The organism is Streptomyces sp. DF42 (assembly GCF_058267695.1).
Genome location: NZ_CM177859.1, coordinates 4,008,742 through 4,029,374, shown reverse-complemented (window position 1 = coordinate 4,029,374; position 20,633 = coordinate 4,008,742). Strand labels below are relative to the sequence as shown.

Annotated in this window: 18 protein-coding genes and 2 pseudogenes; 15 read left to right on the top strand and 5 right to left on the bottom strand. The window is 70.1% G+C overall.

The genetic code is table 11. The features are described 5' to 3' along the window. Positions 1–85: 85 nt before the first annotated feature. Complete coding sequence (locus tag ACYUED_RS18185) at positions 86–712, top strand: TetR family transcriptional regulator (RefSeq protein ID WP_491293330.1); 627 nt, start codon at positions 86–88, stop codon at positions 710–712. Positions 713–861: 149 nt separating this feature from the next. Here the strand turns inward: ACYUED_RS18185 and ACYUED_RS18180 are convergent, their stop codons facing one another. Then, on the bottom strand, positions 862–1,278 hold the full coding sequence (locus ACYUED_RS18180) for a hypothetical protein (protein WP_491293328.1): 417 nt from the start codon (positions 1,276–1,278) through the stop codon (positions 862–864). A 379-nt stretch (positions 1,279–1,657) separates the two neighbouring features. Continuing rightward, the gene (locus ACYUED_RS18175; protein ID WP_491293327.1) at positions 1,658–3,271 is read right to left on the bottom strand and encodes an MFS transporter; all 1,614 of its coding nucleotides are present in this window, start codon (positions 3,269–3,271) and stop codon (positions 1,658–1,660) included. Between the two features lie 189 nt (positions 3,272–3,460). Here ACYUED_RS18175 and ACYUED_RS18170 point away from each other — a divergent pair, with 189 nt between their 5' ends. After that, a complete protein-coding gene (locus tag ACYUED_RS18170; RefSeq protein ID WP_491293326.1) occupies positions 3,461–4,099 on the top strand; it encodes a TetR/AcrR family transcriptional regulator in 639 nt (212 codons plus the stop codon). A 35-nt stretch (positions 4,100–4,134) separates the two neighbouring features. Next, complete coding sequence (locus ACYUED_RS18165) at positions 4,135–4,905, top strand: LmeA family phospholipid-binding protein (protein WP_491293325.1); 771 nt, start codon at positions 4,135–4,137, stop codon at positions 4,903–4,905. A gap of 14 nt (positions 4,906–4,919) precedes the next feature. On the opposite strand, the gene ACYUED_RS18160 is transcribed toward ACYUED_RS18165, so the two are convergent. Then, positions 4,920–5,555, bottom strand: coding sequence for a TetR/AcrR family transcriptional regulator (locus tag ACYUED_RS18160; protein WP_491293324.1), 636 nt, complete (start codon positions 5,553–5,555; stop codon positions 4,920–4,922). 134 nt (positions 5,556–5,689) lie between these two features. Between ACYUED_RS18160 and ACYUED_RS18155 the strand changes: the two genes are divergently transcribed. Genes ACYUED_RS18155 through ACYUED_RS18140 form a run of 4 tightly spaced genes read left to right on the top strand, consistent with a single transcriptional unit; the run spans position 5,690 to position 11,361 of the window. Continuing rightward, entirely contained in the window at positions 5,690–6,832 is a 1,143-nt protein-coding gene (locus tag ACYUED_RS18155) for a VOC family protein (RefSeq protein WP_491293322.1), read from the top strand. A 26-nt stretch (positions 6,833–6,858) separates the two neighbouring features. Further along, positions 6,859–7,797 (top strand): fumarylacetoacetate hydrolase family protein, encoded by a 939-nt coding sequence (locus ACYUED_RS18150; RefSeq protein WP_491293321.1) that lies wholly within the window; start codon positions 6,859–6,861, stop codon positions 7,795–7,797. Between the two features lie 19 nt (positions 7,798–7,816). Next, positions 7,817–9,397, top strand: coding sequence for a bifunctional 3-(3-hydroxy-phenyl)propionate/3-hydroxycinnamic acid hydroxylase MhpA (mhpA, locus tag ACYUED_RS18145; RefSeq protein WP_491293320.1), 1,581 nt, complete (start codon positions 7,817–7,819; stop codon positions 9,395–9,397). Continuing rightward, positions 9,394–11,361 carry an acetoacetate--CoA ligase gene (locus ACYUED_RS18140; protein WP_491293319.1) on the top strand — a complete coding sequence of 656 codons (1,968 nt, stop codon included), beginning with the start codon at positions 9,394–9,396 and terminating at the stop codon, positions 11,359–11,361. The genes mhpA and ACYUED_RS18140 overlap by 4 nt, the downstream gene beginning before the upstream one ends. Here the strand turns inward: ACYUED_RS18140 and ACYUED_RS18135 are convergent. Continuing rightward, positions 11,303–11,737, bottom strand: coding sequence for a FadR/GntR family transcriptional regulator (locus ACYUED_RS18135; protein WP_491293318.1), 435 nt, complete (start codon positions 11,735–11,737; stop codon positions 11,303–11,305). The two genes, ACYUED_RS18140 and ACYUED_RS18135, sit on opposite strands and share 59 nt — an antisense overlap. A 128-nt stretch (positions 11,738–11,865) precedes the next feature. On the opposite strand from ACYUED_RS18135, the gene ACYUED_RS18130 reads away from it, so the two are divergent. From ACYUED_RS18130 to ACYUED_RS18095, 8 genes and pseudogenes are all read left to right on the top strand, one after another. Next, positions 11,866–13,230, top strand: coding sequence for an ABC transporter substrate-binding protein (locus ACYUED_RS18130; protein WP_491293317.1), 1,365 nt, complete (start codon positions 11,866–11,868; stop codon positions 13,228–13,230). Then, positions 13,227–14,141 (top strand): carbohydrate ABC transporter permease, encoded by a 915-nt coding sequence (locus ACYUED_RS18125; RefSeq protein ID WP_491293316.1) that lies wholly within the window; start codon positions 13,227–13,229, stop codon positions 14,139–14,141. Before ACYUED_RS18130 ends, ACYUED_RS18125 begins: the two co-directional genes overlap by 4 nt. A 55-nt stretch (positions 14,142–14,196) precedes the next feature. Beyond that, complete coding sequence (locus ACYUED_RS18120) at positions 14,197–15,105, top strand: carbohydrate ABC transporter permease (RefSeq protein ID WP_491293315.1); 909 nt, start codon at positions 14,197–14,199, stop codon at positions 15,103–15,105. A 65-nt stretch (positions 15,106–15,170) separates the two neighbouring features. After that, positions 15,171–15,733 (top strand): annotated as a pseudogene (locus ACYUED_RS18115) (amidohydrolase family protein). Positions 15,734–15,848: 115 nt separating this feature from the next. Continuing rightward, on the top strand, positions 15,849–16,892 hold the full coding sequence (locus tag ACYUED_RS18110; RefSeq protein ID WP_491293314.1) for a zinc-dependent alcohol dehydrogenase: 1,044 nt from the start codon (positions 15,849–15,851) through the stop codon (positions 16,890–16,892). Further along, on the top strand, positions 16,889–17,650 hold the full coding sequence (locus tag ACYUED_RS18105; protein ID WP_491293313.1) for an SDR family NAD(P)-dependent oxidoreductase: 762 nt from the start codon (positions 16,889–16,891) through the stop codon (positions 17,648–17,650). The genes ACYUED_RS18110 and ACYUED_RS18105 overlap by 4 nt, the downstream gene beginning before the upstream one ends. Then, positions 17,635–17,742 (top strand): annotated as a pseudogene (locus tag ACYUED_RS18100) (hypothetical protein); the annotation flags it as partial. The gene ACYUED_RS18105 and the pseudogene ACYUED_RS18100, both read left to right, overlap by 16 nt. 23 nt (positions 17,743–17,765) lie before the next feature. Next, a complete protein-coding gene (locus ACYUED_RS18095) occupies positions 17,766–18,236 on the top strand; it encodes a hypothetical protein (RefSeq protein ID WP_491294865.1) in 471 nt (156 codons plus the stop codon). A 338-nt stretch (positions 18,237–18,574) separates the two neighbouring features. Here the strand turns inward: ACYUED_RS18095 and ACYUED_RS18090 are convergent, their stop codons facing one another. After that, positions 18,575–20,626, bottom strand: coding sequence for a family 43 glycosylhydrolase (locus ACYUED_RS18090; protein WP_491293312.1), 2,052 nt, complete (start codon positions 20,624–20,626; stop codon positions 18,575–18,577). Between the last annotated feature and the right edge of the window lie 7 nt (positions 20,627–20,633).

The window sequence follows — 20,633 nt, the reverse complement described above, 5'->3', positions numbered from 1 at the left end:
CCGGATGCGGCCGCGGGTCGGTCGGGACTGGCGTGCCAGAATGGAGAAGTCCATTCTCCGTCCCGGTTTCTTCGAGGTTCCTGTCGTGTCCCAGCCCGTCGGCCGTGTGCCCCAGCGACGCAATGCACGGTCCAACCGGGCGCGCATCCTGGCCACCGCCCGCCAGGAGCTGGGGCGGAATCCCGACATCACCCTGGAGGAACTCGCCCGCGCCTCGGGTGTCGTACGGCGCACGCTGTTCGGGCACTTCCCCGGGCGGGCGGCGCTGCTGGACGCGCTGGCCGAGGAGGCCGCCGAGGCGCTTCAGGCCACCGCGGCGGTCGGCGCGGGGGTGACGGAGCCGGCCGACCGGGCGCTCGCCCACTTCTCGTTGGCGCTCTGGCCCGTGGGCGACCGGTACCGGATGCTTCTGGCGCTGGCCCGACGGGACCTCGGCATGGACCGTGTCGCCGGGATCCTGGAGCCCGCCCGGGTCAGGGTCACGGCCATCGTGGAGCAGGGACAACGGGACGGCGTCTTCCACACTCAGCTGCCGGCCCCGGTGCTGAGCGCCGGTCTGGAGGCGATGACGGTCGCCCTGCTGGAAGAGGTCAACACCGGGGCGCTGGAGGACGACGGCACCCGGGTGGCCGTCACCACGCTCATCGCGGCCGGTGTGCCGGAGAAGCGGGCGCAGATCGTAGTCGACGAGGTGGCCGCCACCGAGGGGTGAGATCGCCCCTGCAGTCCGACGTGACCCCGGTGCGAAGCGCCGGGGTCTTTCCATGTCCGTCCCCGCGCCAGCGTCGTGGCGATGCGGTACTGCCAAGCCAGCGCCGCCACGTCATATGGAGAGGTCCACTCCGCCGGCCGTGGTTGAGGTCATCCAGATACGCGTTGAACTCTCGTTCCCTGATCAGGTCTACGGGCACGGGCGACTACCACCGGCACGGCCGAACTGCCTGGACGTACCTCGGCTCGGAACTCCTCCAGGGCGTGTTCCGACGTCTCATCCGTGAGCTGCTGACGGGGCTCAGCGAGAGCGCCGTCGTCCTCTCGGTGGAGCGCACTGCGCAGCCACCATTCAGGGGCTAGACGCCGCCAGGCACGCGCTTCCACCGCCTCGGCCTGCACCATCGCGTCCCGGTTGAGGATCACCAGGGCCAACGGAACGCCGAACGAAGCGGTCGTCACGGACGAGAAGACATGGGTGAGGAACGCCTTGTCCGCCCAGAATCCCGCGTGATCGCGCCACCAGCCCAGGCCGAGCAATACCACGCCAACCATCCACAGCGCCACACCCGGCACTCAACCGCGCGGCGTCTCTTCCCAGATCCCCCTGCACCTGCCCCGCCCCTCCCCGAACGGCTTGATCGCCAGCTCCCCGACGCTGCACCGCCCGACTCGGCGTCAAGCCAGTGGTCCCAGACCAAGCCGCCCCCGAAGCCACCCCACAACGCCTGATCTTCGACAATCATCCTGGAACTGGGCCCGGTTGGGGTCACCTCGGAGGTCCGCTGAACGCCACCCCAGCCACGCGGGACGGACAGCAAAAAAAGGGGGACGGTGCCGGGTGTCCCCTGCCGGCACCGTCCCGGGGCCGTGCGCCGCTCAGGCACAGCCCGTCCTGGGGGTGGAGGAGGCCGGAATCGGGGTTCCGGCCTCCGGTGTACGGGGCTCAGGCGTATACGGTCTCGGTCTGTTCCTCGGTAGCCGGTGCCGCATCTTCAGCATGGGGCTTGGTGGTGTGCTTGCGGCCGGGCAGGACGGCGATGACGATCAGGGTTCCGGCGGCCATGATGATGCCGCCGATGAGGCTGGTGTGGGCGATGGCGTGGGCGAAGGACTCGTGGACCGCGCCGAGCAGGGTGTGGGCCTGCTGGGGGCCGCCCTGGGGGTTCTTGGCGACGTGTTCGGCGACCGCGATGCCGCCGCCGACGGAGTCCTTGGCGGTGTCCATGGCCGCGGCCGGGAGGTGGCCGCCGACCATGTCGGTGAGCTTGTCCTTGTAGGAGGTGGCGAGCAGCGAGCCGAGGATGGCGATGCCCAGCGAGGCGCCGAGTTCCAGGGCGGTGTCGTTGGCGCCGCCGCCGACGCCCAGTTCGCTCTCGGGGAAGGAGCCCATGATGGTGTCGGTGGCCGGGGCCAGGCTCAGTCCGATGGCGAAGCCGAGCAGCAGCAGGGGCGTGAGGAAGTCGGTGTAGGTCGAGCCCGTCTCGATCTGCGTGAGCAGGAAGACGCCTGCCGTGCCGATGACCATGCCGGTGCCGACCACGGTCTTCACGCCGAGCTTCGGGGCGAGCTTGCCGGTGACGGCGGCGCCGACGAAGACGGCTCCGGCCAGGGGCAGCAGGCGGATGCCGGTGTCCAGGGCGTTGTAGCCGAGGACGAACTGGAGGAACTGGGTGGAGTAGTAGATCGAGCCGAAGGTGCCGAAGAAGAAGAACAGCACCGCCATCATCGAGCCGCTGAAGGGACGCTCGGTGAACTTGCGCACGTTCAGCATCGGGTTGGGGTGCTTCAACTCCCAGGCGACGAAGGCCAGCAGGCCCACGCCGGCGACGACGGCCGCGGTGATCGGGCCGACGCCCCAGCCGAAGTGCGGGCCCTCGATGGTCGCGTAGACCAGGCAACCGACCGACATGATCGACAGCAGACCCCCGACGTAGTCGATCCGGCCCATGCCCTCCGCCTTGGACGCCGGGACCAGGAGCAGCGCGCCGACGACGCCGAGGACGGCGACGGGGACGTTCATCAGGAAGGTGGAGCCCCAGGCGTGGTTCTCCAGCAGCCAGCCGGCGGCCAGCGGACCGGCGGCGATGGCGAGGCCGGAGGTCGCGGACCAGGCGGTGATGGCCTTGGCGCGCTCGGCGCGCGGGAACATCGCGACCAGCAGCGACAGTGTGGCCGGCATGACCACGGCGGCACCGACACCCATGATCGCGCGGGCTGTGATGACCAGGTTCGTCTCGTCGACCAGGCCGCCCATCACCGCACCTCCGGCGAAGATCAGCAGGCCGAGGACGAGGGCGCCGCGGCGGCTGTACTTGTCGCCGATCGCGCCAAGCACGAGCATCAGGGCGGCGTAGGGGACGGTGTAGCCGTCAATGACCCACTGCAGGTCACTGCTGGACAGGTTCAGGTCCCGCGTCATGTCGGGGGCGGCCACGATCAGTGACGTGTTCGCCATGACCACGATCAGCAGGCTCAGGCACAGGACCAGCAGAGCCCACCAGCGCCGGTGGTAGGGCTCCGTCATCTTCTCGACGGGTGTGTTCGGAAAGAGCGGCATGGTCAAGGCTCCTCGGCAGGAGGGGAAGCGCAGGCTTCGGGGGTGCGGAATCGATGGGATCGGTGCACGCGGGGCCAAGAGGGGCCCGGCATCAGGGGCAGCTAATTGCCCATTGATGTGCAGACTAGTTTATTGCCCGCCGATGTGCAACTATCGAGTCGCCCTCCCCCCGTCAATCGGAGGTTCGACGTGATCCACGCACACTTGACAGCCGCCCCGGAACGCAGCCGAACCCTGCTCACACGGGCCCGCATCCTCGAAGCGGCCAGGCAGGAACTCGACCGTGACCCCGACAGCAGCCTCGGTGACATCGCCGAGGCGGCAGGGGTGGTGCGCCGTACGGTCTATGGCCACTTCAACGGCCGGGCCGCACTGATGGAGGGGCTGGTGGAGGAGGCCACGTGGGCCTTGCGGCAGGCGCTCGCGGTCCCGCGCGCGCCGGTGGCGGATGCCGTCCCGGAGTTGGCGCGCTTCGTCCTCGCGGTGTGGCCCGTCGGAGATCGCTACCGCATCCTGCTCCGCCTCGCTCCCCAGGACCTCGGGGCCGATCGGCTCGCCGAAGTCCTGGCCCCCGCGCGGGACATGGCGGAGGCGATCATCTCCCGGGGGCAGCGGCGCGGCGCCTTCCAGACCGGCGTCCCCCCGGTCGTCCTGACCCGGGCTCTGGAGGGGTACCTGCTAGGGCTGCTGGACTGCGTGAACAGCGAGGTCTGGAGCGATGACGGCACCGGCACCGCGACCGCCGCCCTGATCGCGATGGGCGTGGCCGGAGACAGCGCCGCGGCGTGCGTCCACGGGCTTGTCCGGCCCGAGGGCGACGCCGCGTAGGCGCACTTCCCAAGCACCACTCGAAGAGGAGAACCATGTATCAGTCCCACCGCGACGAGGAGCCCTACTACGGCGACGGCTCCGTGTACGTGAGCCCCCCGACCCGGACCGGGCGGCGCGTGATCATCGTCGCTGTGTCCCTGGTGGCCCTGCTGGTCGGCGGAGTCGCGGTCGACCGGATCGCCGCAGCTCGCGCGGAGAGCCGTACGGCCAAGGCGTTCCAGGACGGCATGGGAACCGCCGATCGGCCATCGGTGCACGTCAGGGGCTTTCCCGTACTGAACCAACTGGCTGCGGGCAGCCTGGACCATGTCGACCTGACCGCCCACGACATTCCGGCCGGCGCCACCACCCGGCCGCTCCCGGTGACGAAGCTGACGGTCGGCATGGACGGGCTGAAGACCTCGGGGAGCGCCGACGAGGCTCACGCGGACGGCGTCACAGCGACCGCGTTCCTGTCGTACGCGGATGTGTCGAGCGCGCTCGGCGTGCAGGTGTCACAGGGGGACGAGTCCGGCCGGGTCGACGCGACCGCGAGTCTGCCGCTCGTCGGCGACGTGACCGTGAGCGCGGCCGTCTCGGCGGCGAGCGGCAACCGCGTCGCCTTCACGGACGTACGCGCGGAGCAGGGTGAACTGCTCCCTCCGCTGACATCACTGCTCGACAAGGTCCTGGACGAGCCCATACCGCTGCAGAACGTGCCCGAAGGGCTCCGGCTGCGGTCGGTCACCACCAGCGAGGACGCAATCGACGCCCGCTTCACCGGCCGCTCGGTCACGTTCCGCCCGGACCCGTCGTCCGCGTGAGGCCTCGGCGCGAGTCAGTCGACGTCAGGCAAGGGGCGTCGGGCGACCTCGTGGGCGTCGTCCGCGGGCAGGCCCAGCATCCGCAGGACCATCTCGGCGAGGTTGACCGCGGCCTCGTCGCCGTCCACCTCGGGGCGGGCGAACCGCAGCTCCACCAGGGACAGCAAGGTGCCGCCCAGTGCGGACAGGGCGACCACGGGGTCGAGGGTCGTGAAGCGGCCTGAGGCGATGCCGACCTGCAGATCACGCAGAGCGCGTCGGGCCAGTCCGTTGCCCGAGTGGATGTGCCCCAGACCACGGCGGCGCAGGACCTGCATCAGCTCCGGGTGGGAGTCGGCCATGCGGGCACTCAGCCGGAAGCCGGCCGCCACCAGCTCCGCCGGATCGTCGATCCCCGTCAGACGCTCGTCGAAGGCCTGCCCGAACTCCTCGAAGGCGTCGATCACTGCCGTCTCGAACAACTCCGCCTTGGAGTCGAAGTGGTTGTAGAAGGAGCCGAAGCCCACGTCCGCGCGCTCGGCGATCGCCTGGATGCTCGCACTGGTGTCACCGCTCTCAGCGAGTATCTGCCGGGCTGCTCGCACCAGAGCCCTGCGGGTCTCCGCGCGACGTCGCTCGAACCGGTTGCTGGGCGGGGCTGACGTAGACATGCGCAGAGTCTAACGGTTGCAAGACGGCGATCGCAGTCCTGATGAATTCGTCATTTCCTGCCGCGAAAGCCTTGACGAAAGAACTGTCACAGTTGATGATTTCCTCATTACGGCAATGTTGCTCGGAGGGCACCATGTCTGGAACACGCGTCAACGGGGACGTCATCACGGCCCACCAGGACCTCCATAGCGAGCAGGGCGCCCTGCGCGGCGAACACCCCGGCCGCTCCCGGAATCCCGTGATCAAGGTGGCGGACCTGGCCTGGCTGGAGTTCGAGAAGCCCGACCTGGACCGGGCGGAGGTCTTCGCCCGCGACTTCGGCTTCGGCGTCGCCGCCCGCACCGCGAGCGAGCTGTGGCTGCGGGGCACCTTCGCGGGCTCGCCCTGCATGGTGATCCGGCGCGGTCGTACGTCCCGCTTCATCGGTCCGGCGTTTCGCGCCGCCGAGCGGGGCGATCTGGACCGGCTGGCCCGCGCCACCGGATCGTCCGTACGGGACTCCGACGTGCCTGGCGGCGGCAAGGTGGTCGACCTGCTCGACCCGTCCGGCTTCCCGGTCCGGGTCGCGCACTGCGGCGAACAGCTCCCCGCACTGCCGGAACAGCAGCCGCTGCTCCTCAACTTCGGCACGGATCACCGTCGTAGGAACACCACGCAGCGCCCGCCGCGCGAGCCGTCCCGCATCCAGCGCCTGGGCCACGTGGTGCTGGAGACCCGCGTTTTCGGCCAGGCTCTGGACTGGTATCTGGACACGCTCGGGATGATCGTGTCCGACTTCCTGTTCCTGGACGGGCAGCGCGGCCGGGGTCCGACGATGGCGTTCATCCGCTGCGACCTGGGTGGCGTGCCGGCCGACCACCACACCCTGGCCATGCACCTGGGGCCCGGCACCGGGTATGTCCACTCGGCCTACCAGGTCACCGACCTCGACTCCATCGCCGCCGGTGGCGAGTACCTCAAGGAGCGCGGATACAAGCGCAGTTGGGGCATCGGCCGCCACATCCAGGGCAGCCAGCTCTTCGACTACTGGCGCGATCCCGACCACTTCATGCTGGAGCACTTCGCCGACGGCGACCTGTTCTCCTGCGACGTCGAGCCCGGCTGGGCGCCCATGTCGACGAGCGGCCTCGCCCAGTGGGGCCCGCCGGCCACCCGCGACTTCCTCGGCACAAGCCCCTCACCGCAGCGGGTCCGCGATGTCATCGAGGCCCTGCGCGGCGACAACGAGATGGACCCCGCGCGACTCTTCGGCCTGCTCAAGGCCGCCAACTCCTGACCCGTCCCTCTGAAGAAGGCACTGACATGAGCACCAATGTCCTGCGCACGGCCGACGGCTGGTGGGTCGTCCAAGGAGACGGGGCCGTCCCCGTCGAGACCAAGGCCATGACCACCGCCGAGCTGCTGGCCGACCGGGACGCCGTCCGTGAGGCCGCTGCCTCCGGCGAGCCGGGCACTCCGGTCGCCGATCTGGTCGCGCTCTCGCCGGTCACCACGCCCTGCCGGGTGGTCGCCCAGATGGTCAACTACCGTAGCCACGCCCGCGATTCGGGTTTCAAGGGCGACATCCCGCCCGCCTTCTTCCGCAAGGCGTCCGGCTCGGTCAGCGGCCCCGGCGACGCCGTCGTCCGCCCCTCCCACGTGAAGTTCCTCGACTACGAGATCGAACTCGGGCTCGTGATGGGCGCGCCCCTGCCCGTCGGCACCGTGGTCGAGGAGCGGGACCTGCCGTCGTACGTCGCCGGACTGGTGATCACCAACGATGTCAGCGCCCGTGAGGTGCAGCTGACCAAGACGCAGTTCTACGAGAGCAAGTCGTACCCCACCTTCACGCCGACCGGTCCGTACCTGTCGTTGCTGGAGCCGGAGGACTTCGCCCATCTCCTGGACCTGCGGCTGAAGTTGAGTGTCAACGGCGAGCTGCGCCAGGACCGCACCCTGGCCGACATGATCGTCCGCCCGGCGCAGGCGCTGACCCTGCTGGCCCGCTTCCAGACCCTGGACGCCGGCGACCTGCTGCTCACCGGTACTCCCGGCGGCACGGCCCTGAAGGCGCCGCCGAAGGCCGTCGAGAAGATCGGCGCGCTGCTGCCTCCCGCCGTGAAGTGGAGGGCGTTCTTCAAGAGCCAGGCGAAGAACCCGCACTACCTGAGTCCGGGCGACGTGATCACGGCGACGATCGCGACCCCCGACGGTCGCATCGACCTCGGCGAGCAGCGCACGCCCGTCGCGGCCGCGAACTGATACCCGAGGTGAGCCGCACATGACCGTCGATGAAGCCGCACGTGTGCCCGTCGTGATCGTTGGGGCCGGGCCGGTGGGTGTGACCGCCGCCCTTCTCCTGGCCCGGCGCGGAGTCCGCAGTGTCGTCCTCGAACGCCACCGGGACGTCTACCCGCTTCCGCGCGCCGTCGCGGGCGACGACGAGATCCACCGGATCCTCCAAGCGGCGGGCGTCGGTGAGGAGTTCGCCGCGATCTCCCGGCCGGCGAAGGGGCTGCGGCTGCTGGACGCCCGGCACCGGGTGATGGCCGAGTTCCGGCGCACCGAGCACGGCCACCACGGCTATCCGCAGTCCAGCATGTTCGACCAGCCCGAACTGGAACGCGTGCTGCGCGACGCCCTGGCCCGGCGCCCGGAGTGCGAACTGCGCGGTGGCGTGGAGGTCACCGGCGTCGGCCCGGACTCCACCGGCCCCGTCCGTGTCACCTACCGCGACGACACCGGCGATCACGAGCTGTGGGCCGACGTGGTCCTCGGCTGCGACGGCGCGGGCAGCCTCACCCGCGAAGCCATCGGCGGCGCCTGGGAGGACCTGCGCTTCGAGGAACGGTGGAAGGTCATCGACGCCGAGACGACGGGCCCCGTCCGCTGCTGGGAAGGCGTCGACCAGATCTGCGACCCGGCCCGGCCGGCCACCTTCATGCGCGTGAGCGAGAACCGCTACCGCTGGGAGTTCCGGCTCGGGGAAGGACAAGAGACGGTCCGTGAGCTGGTCACCCCGTGGCTGCCGCCCTCGTACGACGGGGACTTCGAGGTGGTCCGCGAGACGCAGTACACCTTCCGGGCCCGCGTCGCCGACCGCTGGCGCAGCGGACGGGTCTTCCTGCTCGGCGACGCCGCCCATCTCACCCCGCCGTTCATCGGACAGGGCCTCTGCTCGGGGCTGCGGGACGCCTACAACCTCACCTGGAAACTCGCCCGCGTCCTCCAACAAGGCGGCCACGAACGGCTGCTGGACACCTACGAGAGCGAACGCAAGCCGCACGCACATCATGTGGTCCGCCTTGCGGTCGCCATGGGCTGGGCCATGACCGGCGGCCAGGACGGCGCCGCCGCGATCCGCCGCCGAGCCCTGGCCGCCGCCTGCCGCATACCCGGCCTGACCGAGCTGGCCGGCCGCGACCTCAGCCCACCCCTCACCGCCGGACCGCTCGTGCGGCGCAGTGTCCGCCGAAGGCTGGCGGGCACACACTGCCCCCAACCATGGGTGAGCGTCGCTGGACGGCCCACCCGGCTCGACGAGGCGCTCGGCGACTCCTTCGCCGTACTGACCGCCACCGAGCCCGGCCCTTCCCTGACCGCGGTTGCCCACAGTCTCGGCGTTCACGCCGTCCGGGTGACCGACCTCGGCGGCGACGGCACCCTCGCCGCCTGGCTGCGCGCCGGACACGCAGATGCGGTCCTGCTACGGCCCGACCGGGTCGTCATGGACATCGTCCCGGCAGGCGGCCGCGATTTCACCTCGACCGCCGCCTGGGCAGCCCTCCTGCACACCACACGAAGCCCTGTCCCTTCCGAACGGACGGCCCCGAAAAGCCTGTTGAGGAGTACGACGCGATGAGCACGCCCTTCTTCACACCCGATCCGGAGACGGCGGCCGCCAGCCGGATCGCGGACTTCGCCCGGCTCCAGGGCATGGACCCGGAGGACTACGCCGCCCTGCATCAGTGGTCGGTCACCGACCTGGAGGGTTTCTGGGGCGCGGTGTGGGAGTACTTCGACATCAACGCCGACACCCCCTACGAGCAGGTGCTGGCCGAGGAGCGGATGCCGGGCGCCCGCTGGTTCCCCGGCGCCACCCTCAATTACGCCCACCATGCCCTGCTTAACCTGGCCGACGACGACGTGGCGATCATTGCCCTCGACGAGACCGGTGCCGGATACGAGGTGACCGGCGCCCGGTTGCGTGCCCTGGTGGCGTCCGTGGCCGCCACCCTGCGCGACCTCGGCGTCGGCAAGGGCGACCGGGTCGTCGGCTATCTGCCCAACACCCCGCACGCCATCGTCGCGTTCCTCGCCGCTGCGAGCCTGGGCGCCGTGTGGTCGGTGTGCGGTCAGGACTACGCCGCCAAGGCCGCCGCCGACCGGTTCGCCCAGCTCGAACCCACCGTGCTGATCGCCGCCGACGGCTACCTGTTCAACGGCACCACCCACGACCGCCGCGAAGCCGTCCTCGAACTCGCCCACGCCCTCCCCACGTTGAAGGCGACCCTGCTGGTGGACCACATGGGCCTGCCCTGGCCGTCGCAGGCGTACCCGTCGCTGGTGGTCCCCTGGGAGGATGCCTCCACCCGTACCGAGGAACTCGCCTGTGTCCCGGTCCCGTTCGACCATCCGCTGTGGGTCGTGTTCTCCTCCGGCACCACCGGCCTGCCCAAGGGCATCGTCCACGGCCACGGCGGCGTGCTCCTGGAGCACCTGAAAACCCTGGGCCTGCACTCGGACTTGGGCCCCGGCGACCGCCTCCTCTGGTACACGACCACCCACTGGATGATGTGGAACCTCGTCGTCTCCAGCCTCCTGACCGGAGCCACGACCTGCACCTACGACGGCAGCCCCGCCCCCTTCGCCAAGCCCGACATCCTCTGGGAGCTGGCCGCCCGCCACCGCGTGACCGTCTTCGGCACCAGCCCCCAATACCTGCTGGGCATGGCCAAGTTCGGCATCGACCCGTCCGTCCACGACCTGTCGTCGATCCGGGTCGTCGGCTGCACCGGCTCGGCCCTGCCCGCCTCCGCCTACCCCTGGGTCCGCGAACACGTCGGCGACCACGTCCTGCTTGCCTCCATCAGCGGCGGCACCGACATCGTCTCCGGCTTCGCGGGCAGCGCCCCCAACACCCCGGTCTGGGCAGGCGAGTTGTCCGCCCCCCACCTGGGCGTGGCACTGGCTGCGTACGACAGCGAAGGGTTCCCGATCATCGACCAGGTCGGCGAACTGGTGGTGACTCGCCCGATGCCGTCGATGCCGCTGTCCTTCTGGAACGACCCCGACGGCAGCCGCTACCGGAACGCCTACTTCTCCTCCTACCCCGGCGTGTGGCGACACGGCGACTGGATCACGGTCACGGGACACGGCTCGGTGATCGTCCACGGCCGCTCCGACTCGACGCTGAACCGCAACGGTGTCCGCCTGGGCAGCGCCGACATCCACGACGTCGTCGAACGTCTCCCCGAGATCGCCGAGGCCCTGGTCATCGGTGCGGAGGAGCCGGACGGCGGCTACTGGATGCCGCTGTTCGTGGTCCCGGCGGCGGGGGTGACCCTGGACGACACCCTGCGCGAGAAGATCCGCGGCGCCGTTCGTACGGGCGCCTCACCGCGCCACGTCCCCGACGAAGTCCTCGAAGCGCCGGGTATCCCGCACACCCGCACCGGCAAGAAGCTGGAGGTCCCGATCAAGCGGCTGCTCCAGGGCGCCCCGGTCGAGCAGGTCGTCAACCCCGCCACCGTGGACAGCCCCGACCTCATCGACTACTACGCGCGTCTGGGCGCCGAGCGCCGCGAAGGCAGGGCCACCGCATGACAACCGTGCTCGCCATAGTCCTGTCCCTGGTCTTCCTCCCGCTGGGCTGGGTGACCGTGGTGCCGGAGCCCTGCCGGGCGCGGACCAGACCCTTGGCCTCCAGGGACTTGACGGCCTCACGGACGGTGATGCGGCTGACACCGAACGTCTCGCACAGTTCGGGTTCGACCGGCAGGGTCGAGCCCGCGGGAGGGCGCCCGAGACGATGGTGTCGGTGAGGGACTCCACGACGGCATGGGCCAGGCGGGCCGGGCGCTTGGGCCAGGGCTCGAGGGTCGGCGGTTCCTCGGCCGTGCCGCTGGCGTTCTTGACCATGGGCCCCCCTTGCTTTGCAGTGGGCGGTGGGCGACTCTACTCGCCAACACCTTGACGGCATTCGTATGACGACTTATGTTACACGAAATGCACCCCTCAGGATCCGACGTCCGCCCGGGACGGCCCGGCGTCGGCCCGCCCAAGCACCCCCGAACTGCTCGGGGCACCTGCGAACCAGTGGAGTCACTCATGACGGTCAACAAGCCTGCGTCCAGCTCGAAGAGAGTGATCAGCACGAAGCGTGCGGCGCTGCTGGCTGGTTGCGCGGCCACGGCGTTGCTGACCGTGACGGCCTGTGGTGGCGGCAGCGGCGCCGGTACGACGGCCAAGGACGGTTTCGCTCAGGCGGCGCAGAAGGACGGGGCGTTGACCGTCTGGGTGGACGCGACGCGTATGGAGGCCGCGAAGCTGTACCAGAAGCAGCACCCGGGCGTGAAGCTGAACATCGTCAGCTACGACGGTGACGCCAACGGCTCGAACTATCTCCAGACGAAGGTTCAGCTGTTCAACCGCACCGGCAAGGGCTGGCCGGACGTCGTGTTCAGCTCGCAGAACAACGAGGCGTCCTGGGCGGTCGACGCGGGCTTCGCGGCGCCGCTGAACAAGGGCCTGATCCCCACCGCGACCCTGACCGACTTCGCCGCCGGCGCCAACGACGTCTGCACGGTGGGCGGCACCCTCTACTGTCTGCGCAACGACCTCTCCCAGGCGGTGCTGTGGTACAACGCGCCGCTGCTGAAGAAGTTCGGCTACTCGGTGCCCACGACGTGGGAGGAGTACCAGAAGGTCGGCGAGAAGGTGGCCAAGGAGCACCCCGGCTACCTCGTGGGTGACGCCGGCGACTCCTTCACGCCCGAGATCTACCTGTGGGCGAGCAAGTGCGGCGCCAACCACATCACCGGCCCCAAGGCGGTGTCGGTGAACACCTCCAGCGAGGCCTGCACCAAGATGGCCACGCTCATGGACGTGCTGATCAAGAACAAGTCCATGTCCACCAGCGGGGTCTTCAGCACCGACTTCGGCAAGAACAAGGCCGACAAGGTCCTGCTCATGCCGGGTCCGGCCTGGTACGGCGGCGCGTTGTTCGAGGGCACCTTCAAGACGCCGGCCAAGCAGATCGCGGCCGCGCCCATCCCGCAGTGGCAGGGCGAGACCTCGCCGTCCACCGGCAACGTCGGCGGCGGCACCTGGCTGCTGTCCAAGCACTCCGCGCACGTCAAGGCCGCCACCGACTTCCTGAAGTGGGTCACCACCGACAACGCCTACCAGGGTGAGAAGGCGCCGGGCTTCCCCGCGTACGCGCCGGCGGCTGAGGCGTGGCTGAAGGGGCAGGACGCGGCCGGCTACTTCGACGGCGACCTCAGCGCCCTCAAGGAAGCGTCCTCCCAGGTCTGGAACGGCTGGGGCTCGGGCCAGTTCAGCCAGGAGGCGATCTGGGCGGCCACCGTCAAGCCCGGTCTGACGCAGGGCAAGAGCGTCGTCTCGATGCTGCCGGCCTGGCAGGACTCCGTCGTCAAGTACGCCAAGTCGAACGGATACAAGGTCTCCCAGTGACCCTCACCCACTCCCCGGCCCGCTCTGCCACCCGGCGCCGTCGCGGCGCCGGTCGGCAGAGCCGGGCCGGCATGGCCTTCGTCGCCGCCTACGTGGTCCTGCTGATCGCCTTCGGCGTCCTTCCCACCGCGTACGCCGTCTACTTCGCCTTCACCGACGCCGGGGGCAGGGTCACCGGCTTCGCCAACTTCGTGACCTCGGCACAGGACTTCCGCTTCCTGGACGCCGTGAGCCATGTCGCGGTCTACCTCGCCTTCTGGCTGCTGTCCCTGGTGGTGTTCGTGGTGGCCCTGGCCCTGCTGCTGCACCGCCTGGGCTCGGGTCCGGCGAGCAAGACGCTGCGTTTCCTCTACTACATACCCGGAGCGCTCGCCGGCGCCGCGAGCGTGCTGGTGTGGCTGTTCATGCTCGACCCGACGGTGAGCCCGGTCAGTTCACTCCTGGGCGGGCTGGGATTCCACACCTTCGGCGAGGTGATCGCGCCCGGCAACCTGCCCGTGCTGTTCACGATCATCGCGTTCTGGACCGGCGCGGGCGGCTGGATCGTCGTCATGTACGGCGCGCTCAACAACATCCCCACGGACGTGATGGAAGCCGCGCGCATCGATGGCGCGGGCGCCTGGCAGACCGCCTGGCAGGTGCAGATCCCGATGCTCCGCAAGTGGATCGTGTACATGGTGATCCTGGCGTTCGCGGGCGGCGCCCAGCTGTTCGTGGAGCCGCAGCTGCTGTCCCTGGCCAGTGTGGGCGTGGCCGGCCGCGACTACTCGCTCAACCAGCTCACCTACGACTTCGCCTTCCAGATGAACAACATCAACGGGGCCGCCGCGGTCTCGGTGGAGCTCCTGGTCGTCAGTGTGTCGGCCGCCGCCGTCTTCGTCGCACGGTCGGGGTTCTTCGATGCCGACTAAGTCCTCTGCCCTCCCGATCGCCGCCACGCCACGTACGAAAGGGGCATCACGCGTCATGAGCCACTGGCACCACCGGGCTCCGGAGCGGCGCCCTCGTCCCCAGCGGCGCGTGGCATCCCGGCTGCTGACCGGCACCGTACTGGCCGTGTTCGCGGTGTTCTTCGTACTGCCGGTGCTCTGGCTGGCCCTCGCGGCGACCAAGACCGACCAGCAACTCGTCCACGGCAACCCGCTGTCCTTCGGCTCCTTCCACGCGCTCAAGGCCAACTGGCACGCCCTCACCGCGTTCCAGGACAACGCCGTCCTGCAGTGGCTCGGCAACTCGACGTTGTACGCGCTGATCTCGCTGGTCATCACGCTCGCTGTCGCCGTGCCCGCGGGATACGCGCTGGCCATGACCGAGTTCCGCGGCCGGCATACCCTGCTGGTCGCGACCCTCGTCGTGATGCTCATGCCGACCGCCACCCTGGTGGTGCCGCTGTTCCTGGAGATCAACGCGGTGGGCCTGATCGGCACGATGTGGTCGATCATCCTGCCGTACTCGTTCTACCCGTTCGGCGTGTACCTGACGTACATCTACTTCACCACCGCCGTACCGAAGGACCTGCTGGCGGCGGCACGGATGGACGGCTGCTCGGAGGTCGGCGTCTTCTGGCACATCGCGCTGCCGCTGGCGACCCCGGTCATCGCACTCGTGGGCTTCTTCAGCTTCGTCGCCAACTGGACCAACTACTTCCTGCCGTACGTGATGCTCCCCGAGAGCAGCCAGATGCCCATCCAGGTGGGGGTCGCAACCCTGCTCAGCAGCGTGCCGTCGTTCAACCCGGCGGTCGGTGACCTGGCGGTCCAGCGCCCGCAGCTGGCTCTGGCGACGCTCGTGGCCATCACCCCGGTGCTGGTCGTCTTCCTGTTCGCCCAGCGCTTCCTGGTCAGCGGGATGCTCGCCGGCGCCACCAAGGAATAGCGGCCCGTCCCGGCCGTCCTCCCTGGCGCGCGCTGTCCCGCCGCCCACCCGAACGGAGATCCCCCATGCCCTACAGCTCCGCCGACCGTACTCCGGCACAGGACGATGTGGAACGCGGGTTGCGTGCGGTGCGGGATCGCGGGCTGCGCTACGACGTGCTGGTGCGCGACCATCAGCTGAATCAGGCGATCCGCCTAGCGGAACGCTTCCCCGACCTGCCCCAGGTCCTCAGCCACGTGGGCAAGCCGGACCTCGCCCGACAGGACATCGAGGGCTGGGAACGGGGGATCCGACGGCGGGCCGCACACCCGCAGGTGGTGTGCAAGGTGTCGGGGCTGATCACCGAGGCCGACCACGCCACTGGACCACCGCCGACATCCGCCCCGCCTGGGACGTACTGGTCTCCGCCTTCGGCCCCGACCGCCTGATGTTCGGCTCCGACTGGCCGGTCGCGAACCTCGCGGGCGGCTGGAACCGCTGGGCCGCCACCGTCGACGAACTGCTCGACGGCTGTTCCGCCACCGAGATCCACGCGGTCCTCGCCGGCACCGCGACCGCCTTCTACCGTCTCCCCTCCGTGTCAGAGGAAGCCGACGTCGCGGCGGACAGCGCCACGCACACCATCTGACCCTCACGCCCACCCCGGCGTGCGCACCCGTCGCGCACGCCGACGAACCCGCGCGGGACATGCATCCGCCTCTGCTGACCATCGGCGTCCGCGCTGAAGGGACCCTGACGACACAATGACACTCGCCGTCCGTTACACGTCCGCCCGCACCCTGGACACGGCTCCCGCACTCAGTGCGCCGCCCGGTCCCGGCGAGGTGGAGCTGGCCCCCGCCTATGTCGGCATCTGCGGCACCGATCTGCACATCTTCCACGGCGACATGGACGCCCGGGTCCGCACGCCCGCCGTCCTCGGTCACGAGATGTCCGGACGGGTGGTCCGGGTGGGCCCGGACGTCGAGGACTGGGCACCCGGCGACGCGGTCACCGTGATGCCACTGCGCTGGGACGACACCTGCCCGGCCTGCCGCTCCGGGCACCAACACGTCTGCCAGCACCTGGACTTCATCGGCATCGACTCGCCGGGCGCGATGCAGCAGCGCTGGACCGTACCCGCCTCGACACTCATCCGGCTGCCCGACACCCTCGCCCTGGACCGGGCCGCGCTCGTCGAGCCGACGGCGGTCGCCGTGCACGACGTGGGCCGGGCCGCGGTGCGCGAGGGTGAGAAGGTCGTCGTGGTCGGCGGCGGCCCAGTCGGCATCCTCATCGCGCTCGTCGCGCGCTCCGCGGGCGCCGAGGTCCGGGTGGTGGAGCTGAGCGCCCACCGGCGCCTGCTCGCCGAGGAGCTGGGCCTGACGGCGTGGAACCCGGCCGACGACGACGTGCCGGCGCTGGTCGGCGCGTGGACCTGGGACGCGGGCGCGGACGTCGCCTTCGAGGTCTCCGGCGCGCAAGGCGGCGTGGACACCGCTGTCGACGTGCTCGGCGTACGCGGCCGCCTCTGCCTCGTGGCCATCCACCCCCGCCCCCGCGAGGTCAACCTGCACCCCTTCTTCTGGCGCGAACTCACCCTCATCGGCGCCCGGTTGTACGACCGCTCCGACTTCGAGAAGGCGGTGACTCTGGTGGCCGACGGGACCATCCCGGCCGAGCGGCTGATCAGCAAGGTCGTGCCGCTCACGCAGGCACCCGCCGCCTTCGAGGCACTGGAGGGCGGCGGCGACGTGATGAAGATCCTCGTGGACTGCACCGACGACGCCCGGGGAGTGGCCGTATGACCGCCTTCGACCTTACCGGGAAGCTCGCCGTCGTCACCGGCGCCCGCCGCGGCATCGGCCGGGCCATGGCCCGCGCGCTCGCCGTGGCCGGGGCGGACGTCATCGGCGTCAGCGCCTCGCTGGAGGAGTCCGGCAGCGCGGTGGAGAAGGACGTCCTCGCCGCCGGCCGTACCTTCGAGGCCATCCGCACCGACTTCGCCGACCCCGAGGCGGTACGGGCCCTGGGCGCGGACCTCGCCGGGCGCGAGCGGCCGGTGGACATCCTGGTCAACAACGCGGGCACCATCCGCCGAGCTCCGGCCGCTGAACACACCGACACCGACTGGGAGTTGGTACTCCAGGTCAACCTCAACGCGCAGTTCGTGCTGACCCGGGCGGTCGGCGCGGCGATGGTCGCCCGCGGCCAGGGGAAGGTCATCTTCACGGCGTCGCTGCTCAGCTTCCAGGGCGGCATCACCGTCCCCGGCTACACCGCCGCCAAGCACGGCATCGCCGGTCTGACCAAGGCCCTGGCCAACGAATGGGCCCCACGCGGTGTCAACGTCAACGCCCTCGCGCCCGGCTACATCGCCACCGACAACACCCAGGCCCTGCAGGACGACCCGGTGCGCAGCAAGGCGATCCTGGACCGCATCCCGGCCGGTCGCTGGGGCGATGCCGACGACCTGGCGGGCGCCACCGTGTTCCTCGCCTCGGACGCCGCCGCCTACGTGCACGGCGTCGTCCTCCCCGTCGACGGCGGATGGCTCGGCCGATGAGCGGCGCGTCCCCGGCCTCCGTACTGGCCGGAGCCCGTCTCCTGCCCGTGCTGACCGTGCCGTCCACCGCGAGCGCCGGCCCGCTGGCCGACGCGCTCGCCGCGGGCGGGGCCCGGTGCGCGGAGGTCACCTTCCGCACCCCGGGCGCCGAACGACGGACGACCGCGAACGCTGCAGCGCCGCCAAGATCCCCGACGGGCGGGTCTTCGCCACCAAGCCAGAGCCGGCCAGGGCAACCGCCGGAGCTCCGGTTCAGGGCGAGACCAGCGGTCACGGCGTCGAGGTTGCGCAGGAGGTGGAGTGCGCTGGCGACCTCGCCGGCATTTCTGCGGCCGAGCCCCCTCACGCGTTCCCCGAACTCACCATCACCGTGGTCCCGTTGCGTGCGCTCGCCCACTTCGGCCTGCACAGTTCTGCGGGGTGCGCGGGCAACCGGATGCTCGCCACCATGGCCTGCGCCCTCACCTCGCCAGGCCGACGCACCGTCATCGACGACTCCCCGAGGCGATCGCCGCGTTCCTGCGGCCCCGGCCCGTACGGGAACTGCCCGGCGTGGGCGCGAAAGCAGCGACGCCTGTTCGGCTGACCGTTGTGCCGGCATATGCCGGAGGGGCTGTCACAGGGTGACGAGTTGCCGGTCCTGATCGGCGCCACCGGCGACCGGCCACTCGATGACCACGGCGCTTCGGTGGTCGAGGCGTTGCTGACATCCAGCAGTGCTCAGCGAGCGGATCGAGCCGAGGCCGACCTTGAGTCAGTGCCCGCTGCTGCCGTCGTTCAAAGTGAGAGTGGGGGCGGTACGGCGCGATCCCCTGAACCAGTCCAACCAGGCCTGGACGATCCAGTGACCGGGTGACGCCGGGCGGTACGCGGTGAGGCCGGAAAGCGATCGCTTTCCGGCCTCACCGCTTGCTGTCCGGGTCCCTATCCGGTGACGCGTTGGAAGGTCCATTGCTGGTTGGTGCTGCCCTTGTCGGTGTACTGGATCAGCGCGGCGCCGTCGGCCGTGCTGCCTCCGCTGACGTCGAGGACCTTGCCGCTGTTGCGGTTGACCACGACGAACGCGCCACCGGTCAGCGGGCGCAGTTGCCATTGCTGGCTGGTGCGGCCGTCGGCGGTCGTCTGTACGATCCGCGCGCCGTCCGCGGTCGAGGAGCCTGATACGTCGAGGACTTTGCCGCTGCGGACGCAGGTGATGGTGTGGTAGCCGTCCGCTGTGGACTGGAAGGTCCAGTGCTGGTTCGCTGCGCCGGTGTCGCGCCACTGGATCAGGCCGGCGCCGTCCGCGGTCGACCCACCGGAGACGTCGGCGACCTTGCCGCTGCGCACGCCGACGCATTTGTAGGCCCTGGTGGGGGCGATGGTGTACTGCACGGAGTCGAAGTCGACGTAGCCGGTGCCGCCCGGGTTGTAGGTGTACAGGCCTATCCGGTCGCCGCGGTATCCGCCCCAGGTGAGCTGGTAGGTGGCGCCGAAGGAGGTGAAGGTGGTCCCGTCGAGGCTGTAGGAGAACTGGCTGACGCCGTTCACGTCCCAGGTGGTGCGCAGCCATACGGCGTTCTGCGTGACCACGGGACCGTTGGTCAGGGTGCCGCCGGCGTTGGACTCGATCGTGGTGGTGGTCCCGGAGCGCCGGACGCTCAACCCGGCGTAGGTGGCCGCGTAGTGGCACAGCCCGGCGTGCTGCCCGTCGGCGAGGCCGGCCAGTTCGAGGCGGACGGTCACCGTCGCGCCGCCCGCCGTGCGCAGCACCCGTTGGGTGAGGGTGTTGCCCACCTTGGTCAGGTTGTCGGCCACCAGCGGTGCGAACGCCTTCAGCCGCAGGTAGCCGGGGCGTTCGGTCAGCGACCAGTGGTCCGCGCGCGGCTGGTAGTACCACTCCCACTGCGGCTTGATGCGGGTGTCGGTGAACAGGTCGCTGGTCACCACGGCGGGCAGCGCGTCGACCGGCAGACCGGGCGTGCCGCCGGCGGGGACCTGGCCCGTCCACACCATGTTGCCGATGCCGTCCGCGCCCACCTGGCCCAGGATCGGCCAGCCGTCCACCCAGGTCACCGGCAGCAGGGACAGCGGTCGTCCCTCCCAGTCGCCGTGGCCGTGGTGGGTGACGAAGTACCAGGTGCCGTCGGGGGCCTGCACCAGTCCGCCCTGGTTGGGTTCGCGGTCCACCGAGGCGTTGACGTGTTCGAGCTGTTTGGTCTCGTAGGGGCCGTAGAGGCTGGAGCTGCGGTTCATCATCAGCACCCGGCCCTCGGACTTCACCTCGCTGTACAGGTGGTAGTAGAGGCCGTTGATCTTGTACAGCTTGTTGGCCTCGCTGCCCGGCGACTGGTGGATCACCGTGGGCGAGCCGACCAGCGACTTCCCGTCCTCGGAGAGCTTGAACAGGTTGATCTTGTAGCTGTCCGCGTAGTGCGTGGTGACCAGGTAGCCCTGTCCGTCGTCGTCCCAGAACGGGCACGGGTCGTCCCAGCCGGAGGTCCGCCACACCGCCGTCAGCGGATCCCACGGCCCGGACGGCGAGGGGGCCGACGTCATGAAGAAGCCCTCGTCGGGGGTGTTGAAGTACACCCAGTAACGGCCCGCGTGGAAGCGGATGGCCCCGGCCCACACACCACGGCCGAAACGGTTCATCCGGTCCCAGTTCAGCAGTGGTCCGATGCTGGTGAGATCGTCGACCGCGCCGCCGAGAGTCCGCCAGTTGACCAGGTCCTTCGAGTGCAGCACGGCCACGCCGGGCGAGTACCCGAACGTGCTGGTGATGCCGTAGTAGTCGTTGCCGACCCGTATGCAGTCCCAGTCGCTGAAGTCGCCCGGGAGGACGGGGTTGGCGTAGGTGCCGTCGCCCTGGTCGCCCCACGTGCCCGCGGGAGGTACGGCTGCCGCCGCCTGGCCGGCCGGCAGCAGACCCGGCAGCAGGAGCCCTCCGGCGCCCACGACCGCGAGCCGGCCGAGCTGTCGTCTGGTGATGTCCACGATATCC

Coding starts and splice junctions, on each gene's coding strand:
- ACYUED_RS18140 (WP_491293319.1), top strand. CDS start 9,394: ATGAGCACGCCCTTCTTCACACCCGATCCGGAGACGGCGGCCGCCAGC.
- ACYUED_RS18110 (WP_491293314.1), top strand. CDS start 15,849: ATGACACTCGCCGTCCGTTACACGTCCGCCCGCACCCTGGACACGGCT.
- mhpA (WP_491293320.1), top strand. CDS start 7,817: ATGACCGTCGATGAAGCCGCACGTGTGCCCGTCGTGATCGTTGGGGCC.
- ACYUED_RS18105 (WP_491293313.1), top strand. CDS start 16,889: ATGACCGCCTTCGACCTTACCGGGAAGCTCGCCGTCGTCACCGGCGCC.
- ACYUED_RS18175 (WP_491293327.1), bottom strand. CDS start 3,271: ATGCCGCTCTTTCCGAACACACCCGTCGAGAAGATGACGGAGCCCTAC.
- ACYUED_RS18155 (WP_491293322.1), top strand. CDS start 5,690: ATGTCTGGAACACGCGTCAACGGGGACGTCATCACGGCCCACCAGGAC.
- ACYUED_RS18130 (WP_491293317.1), top strand. CDS start 11,866: ATGACGGTCAACAAGCCTGCGTCCAGCTCGAAGAGAGTGATCAGCACG.
- ACYUED_RS18135 (WP_491293318.1), bottom strand. CDS start 11,737: ATGCCGTCAAGGTGTTGGCGAGTAGAGTCGCCCACCGCCCACTGCAAA.
- ACYUED_RS18150 (WP_491293321.1), top strand. CDS start 6,859: ATGAGCACCAATGTCCTGCGCACGGCCGACGGCTGGTGGGTCGTCCAA.
- ACYUED_RS18160 (WP_491293324.1), bottom strand. CDS start 5,555: ATGTCTACGTCAGCCCCGCCCAGCAACCGGTTCGAGCGACGTCGCGCG.
- ACYUED_RS18120 (WP_491293315.1), top strand. CDS start 14,197: ATGAGCCACTGGCACCACCGGGCTCCGGAGCGGCGCCCTCGTCCCCAG.
- ACYUED_RS18165 (WP_491293325.1), top strand. CDS start 4,135: ATGTATCAGTCCCACCGCGACGAGGAGCCCTACTACGGCGACGGCTCC.